A 16,607-nucleotide genomic window follows, 5' to 3' on the forward strand; every position below is an offset into this window, starting at 1 on the left:
GGGGGGGGGGGGGGGCGGGGGGGGGGGGTGGTGTGTGGGTGCGGGGCGCCCCCCCCCGCGGGGCGCGGGGGCCCCCGAAACGCAGGAGGAGGTGTGCGGCGGTGACGATGTACATGGACGTCCACCACGGCATGAAGGGCATCACGGAGGCCGAGCTGCTGGCCGCCCACAACGCGGACCTGGCGATCGAGGGCGACGAGAAGGTGCACTTCGAGCGCGCCTGGGCCGACCCCGTGTCCGGCACGGTGTACTGCCTGTCCGAGGCGCCCTCGGCGGAGGCGGTCATGCGGATCCACGAGCGCACCGGACACCCGGCCAGCGAGATCCACGCGGTGCCGATCGCCGTGTGACGCCGGGGACGGCCGCGGACAGCCCTTCCGGGGGGGCCCGGACGGGCTGTCCGGATTCGTTCGTACGGGCACGGAGGGGCCGGGGAGGCCCTTGGCATATGCCCGAAGCAAGGCCGTTACGGATGTTGCCAAACGCCTTACGGGTCGTCGCGGCCTGTGCAACAGTCGTAACCGGTCCTTCCTTCAGACGTTGGCCGTACCGCGCCGCCTGTATCGGAGTCCTCATGCCGTCCCACCTCTTCGCGGACCGTCCCGCGCAGCCGCCCGAGCCGGGGTCGGTGGACGCTCTGATCTCGCAGACCCGGCGGCTCCGCGGCGAGGTGGACGCGGTGCGCCGTGACACCGCCGTGGACGACGACGCCCAGGGCCGCTGGCAGCGCGCCCTGTGCGACCTCGCCGTCCACCAGCTCGACGACCTGGGCGAACACCTGGGACAGCTCAAGGAAGGGCTGCCCCTCGCCCCCGAGCTGTGCGAACTCCCCGAGGACGCGCCCGGGGCGGAGGCCGGACCCGAGGCGCAGCAGATGCGCGTCGGCAGCGCCGAGTGGGACCTGCTCACCGACGAGGTCACCTGGTCCGAGGAGCTCTTCCAGATCTTCGGCCGCTCGCCCGAGGCCGGCCCGCTGCCCCTCGACGAACTCGGCTCCACCCTCTTCTCCGAGGACCAGCCGCTGCTCACCTCGATGGTGACGGCCTGCCTGGTCGACGGGAGACCGATCGACGGCGAGTTCCGCATCGTCCGGGCCGACGGCCGCGTCCGGACGCTGCACATGCGAGGCGAGCCGGTACTCGACTCCGACGGTTGCACGGCCTCCATGTGGGCCGTGTTCCGGGACGTGAGTGAACTGCGCCGGAGCCAGCGCGCCGTACGCGAGTCCCGTGACTCGCTGCAGCGCCGGCAGGAGATCGCGCAGACCGAGCACCGGCTGGCGGTCGAGCTGCAGGAAGCCGTGCTCCCCCCGTGGCGCGGCTCCCTGCGGTTCCCGCACCACACCACCGGGACCCTCGACGTCGCCGCGCACTACCTGCCCGCGGCGACGAGCGCGCTGATCGGCGGGGACTGGTACGACGCGCTGGACCTGCCCGACGGCCGCTCGCTGCTGACCGTCGGCGATCTGACCGGGCACGGCGTCACGGCCACCTCCGGGACGGCGATGATGCTCGGCGCCCTGCGCGGCATGGCCATGGCCGGGATCGAGCCGGGCCCGCTGATGGGCTGGCTCAACCAGCTGCTGGAGTCCTCCGTGCAGCCCGCGCTCGGCTCGGCCGTCTGCTGCCGCTACGATCCCGCGCGCCGCGTCCTGTCCTGGGCGCAGGCCGGCCACTCCGCCCCGCTGCTGTTCCGCGGCGGCTCCGGCCGCTCCCTGCAGCCCCCGGAGGGCGTCCTGCTGGGCGCGACCTCCGGGGCCGCGTACGGGCAGGCCGAGGAACGGCTGGAACCCGGAGACGTGTTGGTCCTGCACACGGACGGACTGACTCCGTGCAGCATCGAGTTCGGCCGGGCGGACGGCACCGAGCGGCTGCTCGCCCTCGCGCCGCGGTTCACGGCCGCGGGGTCGGCGCAGGACTGCGTGCGGATGGTGGTCGAGGAGTTCGGCGAAGGCGAACGCGAGGACGACGCCTGCGTCCTGGTGGCGCGGGTCGGGGGCTGAACCCCCGCGACGGGCCGACGGGTACCGCTTTTCAGGGCCGCGCCGCACGGCGCGGCCTTTCTCGTCCGGGTACGGGAGCGTCCCGTACGACTGCTCGCACGACTGCTCGTACGACTGCGGATGCCGGTCCGGGTGCCGGCTCGGGGGGCCTGCGCACGGCCTAGACGCTGCGCTGCGACGGGCTGTTGGGCAGGGCCAGTTCGATCTCCGCGCGCAGGTCCTCGATCCGTGCGTACCCGGCGTACTGGCCGGTCAGCCGGTACATCTCACGCAGCCGGTCCCAGGTCCGGTGCGAGGAGGTCTCGTTCATCGAGACCAGCGCGAGCCGGGCGTAGCGGTCGGCCTGCTCCGGGTCGTCGGCGATGAAGCAGGCCGACGCCATGGAGATGTAGTCGAAGATCTGCGAGCGCTGGTGGCCGCCGGACCGCAGCCGCAGCGCCTCCCGGGCGTGCCGCTGGGCGATCGGCGCGACCGAGGGGTCGTGTTCGGCGAGGGTGCGGAAGGCCAGGGCCTGCATGCCGTGCAGGTCCGCCTCGTCGAAGTTCTGCATCCACGAGGGCGGGGGGACGTCACCGCGGTCCGAGACGAACAGGTCCTCGGCCTCGCCGAGGGTGCGGCGCATGGCCTGGCCCTTGCCCATCGCCGCCTGCGCCCAGGCCTCGATGGTGTGCAGCATGGCGCGGGTGCGGGGCAGGGTCTGCTCGCCGGAGCCGGACTTCGCCAGCTTCATCAGGTCCAGGGCCTCGTGCGGCTTGCCCAGGTGGACCATCTGGCGGGCGGCCCGGGACAGCGCCTCTCCGGCCCGCGGCCGGTCCCCGCCTTCGCGGGCCGCGTGCGCGGCGATGACGAAGTACTTCTGCGCGGTGGGTTCGAGCCCCACGTCGTGGGACATCCAGCCGGCGAGCACCGCCAGGTTGGCCGCCACCCCCCACAGCCGCCGCTGGAGGTGGTCGGGGTGGTGGTAGGCGAGCATGCCGCCCACCTCGTTGAGCTGGCCGACCACGGCCTTGCGCTGGAGTCCGCCCCCTCGGGAGGCGTCCCAGGCGCGGAAGACCTCCACCGAGCGCTCCAGCGCCTCGATCTCCTGGGAGCCGATCGGGGCCGCCTCGTAGCGGTCGTAGCCGATCGGGTCGGCCTGGTAGGAGTCTCCGAAGGCCTGCGGGGTCTTGGCGGGGGCGGGGTCGGTGTGGAGCCAGTCGTTCATGGCGTGGGTGAGGGCGGAGCCTGCGGTGAGCGCGACACCCGCGCCCATCAGACCGCGTCGGTTGAGCATGAGGTCCATTCCCGTGAATTCGGTGAGGACCGCGGCTGTGCGTTCGGGCGCCCAGGGCATTCCGTCGGGGTTCTCCTTCGCCCCGTCCGGCTGCCGTTTCGTGGTGCGCCGCTGCCGTACGAACCCGAGGTCCTCGATGGTCACGACACGACCGAGCCGCTCGGTGAACAGGGCTGCCAGTACGGTGGGCACCGGTTCGCGCGGGGTCTCCCCCATGTCGATCCAGCGCCGCACCCGCGAGGTGTCGGTGGCCAGCTGGTGGTGGCCCATGGCCGCCGCCTGCCGGTTGACCATCCTCGCCAGCTCACCCTTCGACCAGCCGGCCAGGCCGAACAAGTCGTTCAGGCGGGTGTTTGGTCCTTTGCTCACGTCAAGCCCCCAGGTTCTCGGCTGAATTGACAGTAGCCCGCCGTCAGAGGCCCCGCGCATATTCGCCAGGCTTCGCCAGGGCACGCTTCGTGGTCCGCCACCCACGGCCGGGTGTCAGGTAGGAATGCGCCTCCCCGACCCGGTCTCCGGGCGGAACTCCCCAGGGTGAAGTACGGGACCGGCGGGGTGGCGTACGCAACTCGTCGGCGCACGAAGGGATCCGTAACGCCATGTACGCAGCAACGTCCTCCGTGTCCGCCCCGGTCCGGCCGCACCGCACGCTCCAGGCGGGCGGCGGCCCCTACCTCGACCCCGGCCGCCAGGCGACCCCGGCGCAGGGCGCCGTACGGGCGCGGCGGATGCCGGGGGCCGGATCGCAGCCGCTCAGCGGCAGAATCGACCTCTCGGGGCCGCAGGGCGCGCAGCTGCGCACCGCGCTCGCCTCGGTGCAGCGGATCTGCCCGGAGTTCGCACCCGTGCAGGTGCTGCGGCGCAGCGGCCGATCGGTCCTCCTGGTCGGGACGACGGGACGGATGACCGCCGTCGCGAAGGTTTTACTGGACCACTCGCCGGAATGGCGCGAGCGGTACCGGCACGAAATAGCGGCGTACCGGGCGTTCGTCCGGCACCGCCCGCCGGTCCGGGTGCCGCGGCTGGTCGCCGCGGACCCCGAGAACTGCACGCTGGTGGTCGAACGGATGGCGGGCCGGGTCGCGGCATTGCAGCGGCACCCCGTGGAGGCCCCGCCGCGGGCCGACGTACGGGCCGCGCTGGGGGCGGTGTGCCGGGTGAACCAGTGGCGTCCGCCGACCGATCTGTTCGGGGACCCGCTGAACTACGCGCAGCGGGTGGCGCGGTACCACGAGCTGGGACTGCTCACCGACCGGGATCTGGGTGATCTGCAGAAGCTGCTGTGCGGGCTCAAACTGGCGGGCGTGCAGCGCCAGTTCAACCACGGGGACGCCCTGCTGTCGAACCTTCTGCTGTCCCCCGCGGGGCCGGTGCTGCTCGACTGGGAGCACGCGGGCTGGTACCTGCCCGGGTACGACCTGGCCACGCTGTGGACGGTCCTGGGCGACGCGCCGGCCGCCCGCAGCCAGATCAGCCGGCTCGCCCAGTCGGCGGGTCCGGCGTCGCGGGACGCCTTCCTGGTCAACCTGATGCTGGTGCTGACCAGGGAGATCCGGATGTGTGAGACGGCGGTCCAGCGCTCCATGCTGGCGACCGCCCCGAGCCAGCCCCTGCCGGCGGGTGCGCTGTCCTCCGGCGAGGAGCAGCGGCTGCTGCTGCGCCGGCTGCACGACGACTGCGGCATGGCCCGCAGGGCGGTGCGCGCGGCGGTCGGAACCCGCTGATCCGGCGGACCGTACCCCGTACGAAAATCCCGTGCCGTACGCACTTGATGTGCGTACCACGGGATTTCGTGCATTCGGGGCCGTCTCGCCACCCCTGCGCATGTCTTGACATCACATGATCCCCCGAACACCTTTTCTGACTTGGCATCAGAATCGCTGGAGCCGCCGTCCCCGCCGTCCCCACTCCGCTGGAGCCCGCCCATGTCCGCACGTGCCGAGTCCGCATGTCCCGCTTCTCCTTCCCGCCGTACGGTCCTCGCCGGAGCCGGAGCGGGGGTGCTCGCCGCGGCCGTGCTGCCACCGGCCGGCGCCCGGGCCGACGGGTCCGGCGCGGGGCTTCCGCTCGGCGAGTACGACGTCGTGGTGGTCGGGTCCGGGGCGTCCGGGATGACGGCCGCGCTCACCGCCGCCAAGCGGGGCCTGAGCGTCCTGGTCGTCGAGAAGGCGCCGACGTTCGGCGGTTCGGCGGCGCGCTCCGGGGCCGGGATCTGGCTGCCGAACAACTCGGTGATCCTGGCGGCGGGGGTGCCGGACACCCCGCAGAAGGCGGCGGCGTACCTGGCGGCGGTGGTCGGCGACGGCTCCCCGGCGGACCGGCAGGCGGCCTTCCTCGCCAACGGTCCGCGGATGCTGGACTTCGTGATGGCCAACAGCCCGCTGCGGTTCCGGTACATGGACGGGTACAGCGACTACTACCCGAACCTGCCGGGCGGGATGCCGAACGGCCGGTCCATCGAGCCCGACCAGATCGACGGGAACATCCTCGGCGCCGAACTGGCGCGGCTGAACCCGGCGTACATGGCGGTGCCGGCCGGGATGGTGGTGTTCAGCCAGGACTACAAGTGGCTGAACCTGGCCGCCGTGAACGCCAAGGGCCTGGCGGTGTCCACGGAGTGCCTGGCGCGCGGCACCAAGGCCGCGCTGTACGGGCAGAAGCCGCTCACGATGGGACAGGCGCTGGCGGCCGGTCTGCGGGCCGGGCTGATGCGGGCGGGCGTGCCGGTGTGGCTGAACAGCCCGCTGGTCGACCTGGTGCAGGAGGGCGGCGCCGTCACCGGGGTGGTGGTGGAGAAGGAGGGCGTACGGGGTGTCGTACGGGCCCGCAAGGGCGTGGTGGTCGGCTCGGGCGGGTTCGAGCACAACGCCGAGATGCGGGCGCAGTACCAGCAGCAGCCGATCGGCACCCAGTGGTCGGTGGGCGCCAAGGAGAACACCGGCGACGGGATCCGGGCGGGGCAGCGGGCCGGGGCGGCGCTGGCGCTGATGGAGGACGCCTGGTGGGGGCCGTCGATCCCGCTGCCGGGCGAGCCGTACTTCTGCCTGGCGGAGCGGACCCTGCCCGGCGGCCTGATCGTCAACGGCAACGGCGCCCGCTTCGTCAACGAGGCGGCCCCGTACAGCGACGTGGTGCACGTGATGTACGAGAAGGACCGCGGGGCGGCCGGCTCGCACATCCCGGCGTGGCTGATCGTGGACCAGAACTACCGCAACAAGTACCTGTTCAAGGACGTCCTGCCGACGATCCTCTTCCCGGACGCCTGGTACGAGGCGGGGGCGGCGAAGAAGGCGTGGACCTGGGACGCGCTGGCCGGGCAGATCGGGGTGCCGGCGGCGGCCCTGCGCGCCACCCTCAACCGGTTCAACGCCCAGGCGTGGAACGGGACGGACGCCGACTTCCACCGGGGCGACACGGCGTACGACCACTACTACACGGACCCGGGGGTGCAGCCGAACTCATGTCTGGCACCCGTCTGGGCTCCGCCGTTCCACGCCTTCAAGATCGTGCCGGGTGACCTGGGCACGAAGGGCGGGATCGTCACGGACGCCCGGGCCCGCGCCCTGCGGCCGGACGGGTCGGTGATCCGGGGCCTGTGGGCGGCGGGCAACGCGAGCGCGGCGGTGATGGGCCACAGCTACGCGGGGGCGGGGTCGACCATCGGTCCCGCGATGACGTTCGGCTACGTGGCGGCGAACGACATCGCGGACGCGTGACGTCTGGAAGGGGTGGGCTCAGCCCTGCTGGAAGAGCTCCGCGGGGAGCGGCTTCAGGAGCGCGTACAGGTCGTCGGTGATGGGCCGGTCCCAGCTGGCGATGGTGACCAGCACGTTGTCGCTGCGGTCGAACTGCACGCAGCTGATCCGGCCCTCGGAGAGCTTGACCTTCCGGACGATCAGGAGGTTGTCGCCCTGCATGACGGGGCAGTCCTCGATGCCGGTGACCTCGACGTCCTCCTCGTTCTCGAGGGCGTCGAGGAGCTGGGCCACCTCGAAGGGGACCTGGCCGTCGGCGAGCTCGCGGGCCGGGGAGCCCTCGGGGAGGTTGCCGATGATCATCGCGGGGCCGCGTCCGCCGAACAGGTCGTAGCGGAGAAAGACGCCCTGGCAGCTGCCGTCGGGCGCGGGCAGCAGCCCGGCCCCGAGATTGCCCGGCCAGTCCCCCGGGTCCATGGCCAGGACGTCGAAGTCCGGGCCGGCGGGGGTGGCGGCGCGGTTGCGGCGGAGGAAGGACATGCCGCCATGGTACGTGCCCGCCCGTGTTTTCCGGCCCCGGGCCCCACCACACCCGCCCCCTCGGCCGAACCGCCGTGCGAGGCGGTCCGGACCGGGCGGCGGGGCCGGGCGCCGGGGCAGGGCGGCCGGACCGGACGGCGGTCACACCGGGGGGACCAGGGTGAAGTAGTGCGGCAGCAGCTCCGCGTCGCCCGTGACCCGCAGCGCGGACGCGGGGATCCGCCGCCAGAGGAACAGCATCAGGTCCGACGCCGTGCCCGCGGCCTCCACGTCCACCGCGCCGGTGGCCCCGTGCTCCACCAGGACCCGGTCCCCGGAGAACGTGACGGTCCAGGACCCGGGACCGTCCGTCCGCCGGAAGCGGAACCGCTCCCCCGCCCCGGCCGGGGCCCCGGCGGCGGCCCGCCGGAACGGGGCCATCGTCTCGAAGGTCTGCGGGACCGCGTCCGCCGCGATCGCCGCGTCGACCGGCTCCGGCGCCCCGGTCGCGGACTGGGCGTCCCACCGGTGCACGGCCAGCTCGATGGTCTGCATGCGCAGCCAGAAGCCGCTCGTGTGGTCCGCGGAGTCCACCGACCACGTCCACACCGGCACGTCCGGCCCGAGCTGCCCGAAGAGGGCTGCCAGCTGCCGCGCGCCCTGCGCGAACCACTCCGTCAGCGCCGGCGGCACCGGCCCCCGGTTCGGTTCGCCCTCCGGCTTCGGCCAGGCCGCCCGTACCGCCGGGTCCCGCGGGATCTCGAAGATCGTGGGATCGGTGTGGTCGGGGGCCTGCGCGAGGCGCTCGCGCAGGATGCGGGCCACGAACCGGTGCACCGAGCCCAGGTGCCCGACCAGGTCGGCGACCGACCACCCGGGGCACGGCGGCACCAGCGGAACCGGGCTGTCGCCCGCGTCGTCGATCGCACGCCGGGCGGCCTTCTCGAAGGCCGACGTCTCGTGGCGGAAGTGGGAGAGCCTCGTCGAGTGGTCCATGGGGTTGACCCTGCCCGTGCGCGCACCGGCCGTATCACCTCGAGCTGCGGGCGAACACCTCCAGCGCCTCGCGCAGACCGGTGCGGTCCGTGCCGAGCTTGCGGCAGACCGCCGACAGGCCCGGGCCGGACACCGCCGGGTCGCCGTCGGCGGCCCGGCGCGCCAGCCCGGCCTCTTCCTCCGTGAGGGCGTCCTCGGGCGCCGCCGCGCCCGGCAGTGCGCCGCCGAGCGCGAGCACGGCGGCGACCGCGCTGCGCTCCAGGCCGTCGGCACCGCACTCGCGGGCGGTCACCGCCGCCCGGGTCAGCAGGGCCGGGTCGCGCAGCTCGGTGCCCAGTGCGGCGAGGGCGAGCGCCAGCTCGTACCCCGCGGGCGACTCGGACAGCAGGGACACCGCTTCGGTCAGCAGCGCCGGACGCTCTCCCGGGGGTGCGACCTCCGCGGCGACCCGCAGCGCCTGGCCGATGCCCGAGGGGGCGCCGAAGGCGCGGGCCCGGCGGACCGCGCCTTCGGCCAGGTCGCGGGCCCGCTCGGGGTCGTCGGCGGCCAGGGCCCGGGCCAGGTGCAGCTGCCACGGGCACCAGGACGGGTTCTGGATGCCGCGCGGGCTCAGCCTGCGGTCCACGGCCTCCAGTTCGGCCGCCGCCGCCTTCGTCTGGCCGCGGGCCAGCAGCAGTTCGGCGTACACGGTCTGGGAGTCGGGGAAGACCACCGCCGCCGGGAAGGACTCCCCGAAGGCGTGCTCCCGCGCCAGCTCCCAGGCCTCGTCCACGCGTCCGCGGGCGAGCAGGGTCGTGGCGAGGATCGCGATGCTGTACCAGTGGACGGGCGTGCCGCGCCCGACGCGTTCGGCGAGCCGCAGCCCGGCCCGGGCGAGCTCCTCGGCGTCCGCGAGCAGCCCGCGCCGGTAGCGGATGTACGCGCGCAGGCTGTACGCGAACGACAGGTGGGCCCCGCGCCAGCCCTGCCGCTCGAACTCGGCGGTGCCCGCCTCGAACAGCTCCTCCGCGCGGCCGGGCCGGTCCGCGTACATGTGGACCATGGCGGCGAGCACCGGCACCTCGAAGCCCCGGTCCTCGTACGCCCAGCTGAACTCCGTGCCCAGGGCGCGTACGGCGTGGTGCAGGGCGGTGGCGACCGGCTCCCCGCGCAGGCAGGCGTCCCAGGCGCGCAGCCCGATGACGTACCGCTCGGTGAGGTCGCGGCCGGTCAGCCGGTCGGCGAGCCGGGCCAGCCGGCGCGAGCGCGCCGGGGAGTCGGGCTCGACGGCGTTGAACGCGTCCCACATGAACTGTTCGGACTGCAGGCGCAGCCGGGCCCGGACGTCCCGGGTGTACGGGATCTCCCGCGCCAGCGAGTCCGAGGCCTCGGCGAGGCGGTCGCTGTGGGCGAGGACCTGGGCGAGCCGGATGACGATGCCCTGGCGCAGCGCGGGGTCGTCGAAGGGTTCGGCGAGGGCGGCCCTCAGGTGGTTCACGGTGTTGGCGGGTTCGGTGAGCAGGGAGGCGCAGCCGAGTTCGTACAGCAGGGCGGCGCGTTCACCGAAGTCGGGGGGTTCGCGCAGGGCGCGTGCGAGCTGGCGGCGGGCGGCGTCGGGGGCGCCGGCCCGCAGGTTCTCGGCGGCGGCCTCGCGCAGGGTCCGTACCACCCAGGGGTCGTTCTCGGGGTGGGTCTCCAGCAGGTGGCGGGCGGCGGCGGAGGCCCCGAGTCCGGCGTCGACGACGGCCACGGCGGCCTGTCCGTGGAGGGCGACGCGCAGGGCGTCGGGGATGGCCCGGTAGAGGACGGTGGCGATCAGGGGGTGGACGAACTCCAGCCCGGTGCCGTCCTCTTCGCCGGGCGCGGACAGGATGCGGGCCTCCCGCAGCCGCCCGGTGGCGTCGGCGGCCTCCTCGGCGCCGAGGCCGGCCACGCGGGCGGCGAGCTCCTGCGGGATGGCGGTGCCCAGGACGGCGCAGGCCCAGCCGAAGCGGACGGTGGAGGGACCGAGGCGTTCGAAGCGGGCGACGAGGCCGTCGCCGCGCTGGGCGGCGGCGAGGTCGGCGAGGAGCGGGGCGCTCGCCTCGACGGGGGCCAGGCCCTTGTCGCGGACCTTGGCGGTGAGCTCGACCGCTTCGAAGGGGTTGCCGGTGGTGACGGCCCAGGCCTCCCGGCAGAACGCGTCGTCGGCGTGGTCGCCGACGGCGGTGCGGACGAGGGTGGAGACGGCGGCCTCGGTGAGCGGTGCGAGGCCCAGCGGGCGGTGTCCCGCGCGGCCGGGCAGCGTACGGAAGGCGTCGGCGTGCGCGGGCAGTTCCTCGGGGCGGTACGCGACGACGAGGAGCAGCGGAAGGTGTTCGGTGCGGGGGGCGAAGGCGGCCAGCCAGGAGAGGGATTCGGGGTCGGCCCAGTGGGCGTCGTCGAGGACGAGGGCGACGGGGGCGCGTGTGACGACGAGGTGGGTCAGGACCCAGTCGAGTCCGTCGCGCAGGCCCTGGAGGTCGGGCGGGGCGCCCTGCTCGGGGGCGCAGAGCCCGAGGGCCGGGCCGACGATGGAGTACCAGCTCCCGAGGGCGGCGCGCAGCTCGTCCTCGGAGGTGCCGGCGAGGTGCGGCTGGATGAGCTGGCGGGCGACGTGGAAGGGCTGGCTCTGCTCCTGTTCGCCGCCGCGGGCGGCCAGCAGGGTGCAGGAGCGGGCGATGGCGCGGCGGCGCACTTCGGCGAGGAGGGTGGTCTTGCCGAGCCCGGCGGGTCCGGAGAAGGCCAGCAGCGCGCCGCCGTCGCGGGCGGTGAGCTGCTCCAGGGCTTCGTCCACCGCGGCGAGTTCGGCCTCGCGTTCGAACAATTCGCGCCGTCTACGGGTCCGGCGTTCCGTCATGGCTGGTACCCCCCAGGCCTGTTCGGGCCCTCAGATTACGCCCGCGCACGCGCGAGGGAAGGCCTGTGGCCAGGAAGGACCGGAATTTTTGTGATCGGTCCCTTACCGACCGCCACACGCGCCCACGGATGCCTATCATCCCGATATGACCGATTCCAAGGAGGGTGAGCGGCACGCCTCCTGGCTGGAGCTGTTCTTCGACCTGACGGCGGTGGCGGGCGTCGCCCAGCTGGCACACCTGCTGCACGGCAGTCCCGGCTGGAACGACGTCGCGCTGTACGCGGTGATGTTCCTGGCGTTCTGGACTGGCTGGATGCTGTTCACGGTGTACGGGAACGTCAGCGGGGACGAGGCCCGGACGTGGACGGTGCTGGCGGGGATGTTCGGCATGGCGGTCATGGCGGCCTCGGTCCACGGCGTGCGGGAGGACCGTGCGGGGGCGTTCGCGCTGGCCTACATCCTGGTGCGCTCCCTGGCCGGCAAGGCGTGGGAGCGGCGCGGGGAGTACGTGCCGGACCTGCCGATCACGCAGCTGGGGATGGGGCTGACGCCGTGGATCGTGTCGATGTGGTTCGACGGGACGGCCCGGTACGCGCTGTGGGCGCTGGGGCTGGCCATCGACCTGGCGGTCATGTTCGCGGTCTCGGGCAAGCGCCTGGAGGCGCGCCGGCGGCGCACGGCGTCGGGGCTCGTGGCCGCGCCGATGGACGCGCCGCACCTCGGGGAGCGGCTGGGCCTGTTCCTGCTGATCGTGCTGGGCGAGGCGATCGCCCAGGTGGTGGCCTCCGCTTCGGAGGTGGAGTGGGACGCGGCGCTCTACGGGGTCGGCGTCGCCGCGTTCCTCCTGCTGCTCCTCCTCTGGTCGCTGGCGCTGCGCCACGGCGCGGACGGTGTGCCGCTGCTGGCGTGGGGCGCCCTTCCCGTACGGCTGGTGCTGCCGCTGCACTGCTTCGTCGCGGGTTCGGTCGCGGCCCTGGCGGCCGCGCTCGGCGATGCGGTGGAGTACGCGGAGCACCCGGTCCCGGAGCCGGTGCGGTGGCTGCTGTGCGCAAGCCTCGCGGTGTACCTGGCCATCGCCGGGGTGGCTGCGCTCGCCTCGGCCCGCGGTATCCGCACCACGGCGCTCCTCGTGGCGCCTTCGCTGGCCGTGGTGCTCCTCGCCGGAGCCCTGGCCCACGAGGCCGCCGCCGTACAGCTGGCCTGGCTGCTCGTACTGGCTGCGGCATGGCCGCGCGTCCTGCTGGGGCACCTGGGCCCGGGCACCGGACGCGACGGGGACCTGACGGCGCGCACCGGACACGACGGGCACCCGACGACGGGGACCTGACGAAGGGCACCGGACGGCCACGCCGGGCGCGGGCGGGCGGAAGGGCCGTCCATCCCACGGATGCCCGGCCCTTCCGTCCGTCCGTCCGGGACCGGCTAGGTGAGGTCGAACTCCCCGCCCCGCGCGCCCATCACGAACTTGCGCCACTCGTCCGGCGCGAAGATCAGCGACGGGCTCTCGGGGCGTTCACTGTTGCGCATCGCGATGAACCCCTCCACGAAGGCGATCTGGACGTCGCCCGCCCCCCGGCTGCTCGACTGCCAGTCCGCCTCGCTGAGATCGAGGTCCGGCTTGTCCCAGCCGGCCAGGGGCTGCGAAATCATGCTCTCGGCCACGTGCGTGCTCCTCCCGGTGCTGCCGGTACGTCGTCCGGGGGCCAGAGTAACCATCGCAGCGGGTGCCGCACAGGCCACGGTGAGTCACCCGCGGCCGGTCCGTCACCATGGCGCTCCGCCGCCCGCGGGAGCCGCCGCGTTCAGGAGGCCGGCTCCTCGGCCCCCACCAGCCACATCGCGAAGAACTGGGCGCCGCCGCCGTACGCGTGGCCCATGGCCCGGCGGGCTCCCGGGACCTGGTGCTCGCCGGCCAGCCCCCGCACCTGGAGCGCGGCCTCCGCGAAGCGGATCATGCCGGAGGCGCCGATCGGGTTGGTGGACAGCACCCCGCCCGACGGATTGACCGGCAGGTCCCCGTCGAGTTCGGTGACCCCGGCCTCGGTGAGCTTCCAGCCCTCGCCCTCCTCGGCGAACCCCAGGTTCTCCAGCCACATCGGCTCGTACCAGGAGAACGGGACGTACATCTCCACCGCGTCGATCTCCCGCCGCGGGTCGGTGATCCCGGCCTGCCGGTAGACGTCGGCGGCGCAGTCCTTGCCCGCCTGCGGGGAGACGAAGTCCTTGCCCGCGAAGAGGGTCGGCTCGCTGCGCATGGCCCCGCCGTGCACCCAGGCCGGCGGCCGGGGCGAACGGGCCGCGCCCGCCCGGTCGGTGAGGATCATCGCGCAGGCCCCGTCCGAGGAGGGGCACGTCTCGGAGTACCGGACCGGGTCCCACAGCATCGGCGAGGCCTGGACCTTCTCCAGGGTGATGTCGTGCTCGTGCAGGTGCGCGTACGGGTTCTTCAGCGCGTTGCGGCGGTCCTTGTACGCGACGAGCGAGCCGACCGTGTCGGGCGCGCCGGTGCGCCGCATGTACGCGCGCACGTGCGGGGCGAAGAACCCGCCGGCGCCCGCCAGCAGCGGCTGCTGGAAGGGCACGGGCAGCGAGAGGCCCCACATGGCGTTCGACTCGGACTGCTTCTCGAAGGCGAGGGTCAGCACGGTCCGGTGCACCCGGGCGGCCACCAGGTTGGCGGCGACCAGGGCGGTGGACCCTCCGACGGATCCGGCCGTGTGGACGCGGAGCATGGGCTTGCCGACCGCGCCGAGGGCGTCCGCCAGGTACAGCTCCGGCATCATCACGCCCTCGAAGAAGTCGGGGGCCTTGCCGATGACGACCGCGTCGATGTCCGCCCAGGTCAGCTCGGCGTCGGCGAGGGCGCGCACCGCGGCCTCGCGGACGAGTCCGGCGATGGAGACGTCGTGGCGGGCGGCCACGTGCTTGGTCTGGCCGATGCCGACGACGGCCACGGGCTCCTTGCCCCGGGCACCCGTGGTACCCGGGGCACCCGGCGTGCGGGAGGTGCTCATGCTCGGTCCCCTTCCAGGACGGCGACCAGGTTCTGCTGGAGGCAGGGGCCGGAGGTGGCGTGGGCGACGGCCCGGTCGGACTCGCCGCGGTGGATGCGGGCGGCGGCCTCGCCGATGCGGATCAGGCCCGCGGCCATGACGGGGTTGGCGGCGAGCGCCCCGCCGGACGGGTTGACGACGACGTCCGCGCCGAGGCCCAGCGCCTTGCGCAGGACCACCTCCTGGGAGGAGAACGGCGCGTGCAGCTCCGCGGTGTCCACCGGGGCTTCGAACAATCCGGCCCGCTCGGCGGCGATCCGGGTGGACGGGGAGTCGGTGAGGTCGCGCAGACCGAGGCCGTGGGCCTCGATCCGGTGGTCGATGCCGGTGATCCAGGCGGGGCGCGCGGTCAGCCTGCGGGCGGTGTCGCCCGCGGCGAGGACGACGGCGGCCACGCCGTCGCCGATCGGCGGGCAGTCTCCCGTGCGCAGCGGCCGGACCTGGTAGTCGCCCTGCGGGACGGCGCCGGCGAGCTGGGCGTGCGGGTTGGCCCGGGCGGCGGCCGCGCGGCTGCGGGCGCCGACGGCGGCGAGGGCCTCCTCGTCGGTCTCGCCCGCGTCGATCAGCGCCTGCGCCTGGAGGGCTGCCAGTGCCACCGAGTCGGGCCACAGGGGGGCCAGGTAGTAGGGGTCGAGCTGGCGGGTCAGGACGTCCCGTACGGATCCCGGGGAGGACTTCCCGTACGCGTAGACGAGCGCGGTGTCGGCCTCGCCGGTCTGGATCTTGACCCAGGCCTCGTACAGGGCCCAGGCGCCGTCCATCTCGACGTGGGACTCGGAGATCGGCGGCCAGGCGCCGACCCCGTCGAGGGTCATCGTGAAGGAGAAGGCCCGGCCGGCGAGGTAGTCGCTGGATCCGGAGCAGGTGAAGCCGATCTCTCCGGCCTTCAGACCGGTCTGGTCCAGCACCCGGTGCAGGACCGGCATGACCATCTCGACTTCGCTGAGCTCGTCGCTGCGGCGCCGGTGGTCGCTCTGCGCGAAGGCGACGACGGCCACGTCGCGTGCGTGCCTGCTCGTCCTGGGCATCAGATGAGCTCCTTGTACGCGTCGTAGTCTGCGTCCGGCTCGCCGGTGGGGCGGTAGTGGTCGGGGTGGCGGCCGCCCTCGGTCCACACGGGCTCGACGCGCAGTCCCATGCGGACCTGGTCGTACGGGATGCCGCCGATCCGGGCGTGGAGCGCGAGGTCGGCTCCGTCGAGGGCGATGTGGGCGTAGACGTAGGGGACTTCGATGTCCAGGTTCTTCGCCTTGATGTTGACGATGCAGAACGTGGTGACGGTGCCGGCCGGCCCGACCTCCACCTGCTCGGTGGTGGCTACCCCGCAGGTGGGGCAGGCGCCGCGCGGCGGGACGTACACCTTGTGGCAGGAGGGGCAGCGCTCGCCGACCGTCCGCCGTTCGGCGAGGGCGTTGATGTACGCGCTCTGGGCGCGGCCCGGGCTGTAGGTGTAGTCGAGGCGGGCCTCGGCGACGATGCCGGTGACGGCGTCGTCGAACCGCCCGTCGTGCGGACTCGCCTGCCGCTCGGGCGTGGTCGTGCCGTCGGGTCCGTCGGGTCCATCGGGTTCGAAGCAGGCGATGTCGGTGATGGCGCCGGAGCGCTCGGCGGCCCATCGCACGCGGACCCGCATCCCGGTGCGGACGGCTTCGGGCCCGGGGGCGTCGAGGGCGTGCAGGATCGCGGTGTCCGCGCCGTCGAGCCGGACGAGGACCCAGGCGAACGGCGTGCCGAGGGGCTGGTGGGGGCGCGGGTCGCCGTTCCACGCCCAGGTGGTGACGGTCCCGGCGGCGGCGACCTCGACGAGCTCGCGGATCTCGTCGGCGGTGACGGGGTCGTACTCGACGGGCGGGACCATCACCTTCCCGTCGGTGGTCCGGACACCGAGGACGACGCGCTCGCGCAGCCCGGTGAGGAAGGCGCTCTGGACGGGCCCGAGGGAGCGGGTGAAGGGGAACTCGACGACGAGGGGCGCACGGAGCACCTCGGGTGGGGACGCGGCTGCTGTCATGGGAGGCATCTCCGATGCTCGGAACGGTCACGACACGTACGGATCCTGGGGACGGCCCCCCACCCAGCCGGCTTTCGAGGCGCGGGGGCCGGGGCGGAGCCCCGGCAACGGCGGCGGGTGCCGGGGCGCGGCGGCCGGGGTGCCGGGGCGCGCGGGCGCGGGGCGCCGGCGGGGCCCCGGCTACTCCCGCCGGTACAGGGC

The 16,607-nt window shown here is 73.9% G+C and carries 13 protein-coding genes; 5 read left to right on the top strand and 8 right to left on the bottom strand.

The features are described from left to right. Positions 1-101 precede the first annotated feature (101 nt). Both ACFXA3_RS05060 and ACFXA3_RS05065 read left to right on the top strand, forming a co-directional pair. A complete protein-coding gene (locus tag ACFXA3_RS05060; RefSeq protein ID WP_385182095.1) occupies positions 102-350 on the top strand; it encodes an SCO4226 family nickel-binding protein in 249 nt (82 codons plus the stop codon). 224 nt (positions 351-574) lie between these two features. After that, on the top strand, positions 575-2,002 hold the full coding sequence (locus ACFXA3_RS05065; protein ID WP_385182098.1) for a PP2C family protein-serine/threonine phosphatase: 1,428 nt from the start codon (positions 575-577) through the stop codon (positions 2,000-2,002). Between the two features lie 160 nt (positions 2,003-2,162). On the opposite strand, the gene ACFXA3_RS05070 is transcribed toward ACFXA3_RS05065, so the two are convergent. Next, entirely contained in the window at positions 2,163-3,644 is a 1,482-nt protein-coding gene (locus ACFXA3_RS05070; protein WP_385182100.1) for a hypothetical protein, read from the bottom strand. A 230-nt stretch (positions 3,645-3,874) separates the two neighbouring features. On the opposite strand from ACFXA3_RS05070, the gene ACFXA3_RS05075 reads away from it, so the two are divergent. Together ACFXA3_RS05075 and kstD are read left to right on the top strand one after the other, a co-directional pair. Next, positions 3,875-4,999 carry an aminoglycoside phosphotransferase family protein gene (locus ACFXA3_RS05075; RefSeq protein WP_385182103.1) on the top strand — a complete coding sequence of 375 codons (1,125 nt, stop codon included), beginning with the start codon at positions 3,875-3,877 and terminating at the stop codon, positions 4,997-4,999. 201 nt (positions 5,000-5,200) lie between these two features. Then, the gene (gene kstD / locus ACFXA3_RS05080; protein ID WP_385182105.1) at positions 5,201-6,991 is read left to right on the top strand and encodes a 3-oxosteroid 1-dehydrogenase; all 1,791 of its coding nucleotides are present in this window, start codon (positions 5,201-5,203) and stop codon (positions 6,989-6,991) included. Between the two features lie 18 nt (positions 6,992-7,009). Here the strand turns inward: kstD and ACFXA3_RS05085 are convergent, their stop codons facing one another. The 3 genes from ACFXA3_RS05085 to ACFXA3_RS05095 all read right to left on the bottom strand — a co-directional run bounded on the left by ACFXA3_RS05085 (position 7,010) and on the right by ACFXA3_RS05095 (position 11,342). Next, positions 7,010-7,510 carry a hypothetical protein gene (locus tag ACFXA3_RS05085; RefSeq protein WP_385182106.1) on the bottom strand — a complete coding sequence of 167 codons (501 nt, stop codon included), beginning with the start codon at positions 7,508-7,510 and terminating at the stop codon, positions 7,010-7,012. 141 nt (positions 7,511-7,651) lie between these two features. Further along, positions 7,652-8,485, bottom strand: a complete 834-nt coding sequence (locus ACFXA3_RS05090) for a maleylpyruvate isomerase N-terminal domain-containing protein (protein ID WP_385182109.1) — start codon at positions 8,483-8,485, stop codon at positions 7,652-7,654. Between the two features lie 34 nt (positions 8,486-8,519). Further along, positions 8,520-11,342: an ATP-binding protein gene (locus ACFXA3_RS05095; protein WP_385182111.1), complete on the bottom strand. Its 2,823-nt coding sequence runs from the start codon at positions 11,340-11,342 to the stop codon at positions 8,520-8,522. A gap of 145 nt (positions 11,343-11,487) precedes the next feature. On the opposite strand from ACFXA3_RS05095, the gene ACFXA3_RS05100 reads away from it, so the two are divergent. Further along, positions 11,488-12,669, top strand: coding sequence for a low temperature requirement protein A (locus ACFXA3_RS05100; RefSeq protein WP_385182114.1), 1,182 nt, complete (start codon positions 11,488-11,490; stop codon positions 12,667-12,669). A gap of 95 nt (positions 12,670-12,764) precedes the next feature. Here the strand turns inward: ACFXA3_RS05100 and ACFXA3_RS05105 are convergent, their stop codons facing one another. From ACFXA3_RS05105 to ACFXA3_RS05120, 4 genes are all read right to left on the bottom strand, one after another. Beyond that, on the bottom strand, positions 12,765-13,004 hold the full coding sequence (locus ACFXA3_RS05105) for a DUF397 domain-containing protein (RefSeq protein WP_327281986.1): 240 nt from the start codon (positions 13,002-13,004) through the stop codon (positions 12,765-12,767). Between the two features lie 140 nt (positions 13,005-13,144). Then, positions 13,145-14,356, bottom strand: a complete 1,212-nt coding sequence (locus tag ACFXA3_RS05110) for a thiolase domain-containing protein (protein ID WP_385182117.1) — start codon at positions 14,354-14,356, stop codon at positions 13,145-13,147. After that, the gene (locus tag ACFXA3_RS05115; protein ID WP_385182120.1) at positions 14,353-15,423 is read right to left on the bottom strand and encodes a thiolase domain-containing protein; all 1,071 of its coding nucleotides are present in this window, start codon (positions 15,421-15,423) and stop codon (positions 14,353-14,355) included. The genes ACFXA3_RS05110 and ACFXA3_RS05115 overlap by 4 nt, the downstream gene beginning before the upstream one ends. Continuing rightward, complete coding sequence (locus ACFXA3_RS05120) at positions 15,423-16,406, bottom strand: Zn-ribbon domain-containing OB-fold protein (RefSeq protein ID WP_385182123.1); 984 nt, start codon at positions 16,404-16,406, stop codon at positions 15,423-15,425. Before ACFXA3_RS05120 ends, ACFXA3_RS05115 begins: the two co-directional genes overlap by 1 nt. Positions 16,407-16,607 lie beyond the last annotated feature (201 nt).

Origin of the sequence: Streptomyces sp. NPDC059456 (assembly GCF_042750055.1) — a bacterium.
In the GTDB taxonomy this organism is placed as follows: domain Bacteria; phylum Actinomycetota; class Actinomycetes; order Streptomycetales; family Streptomycetaceae; genus Streptomyces.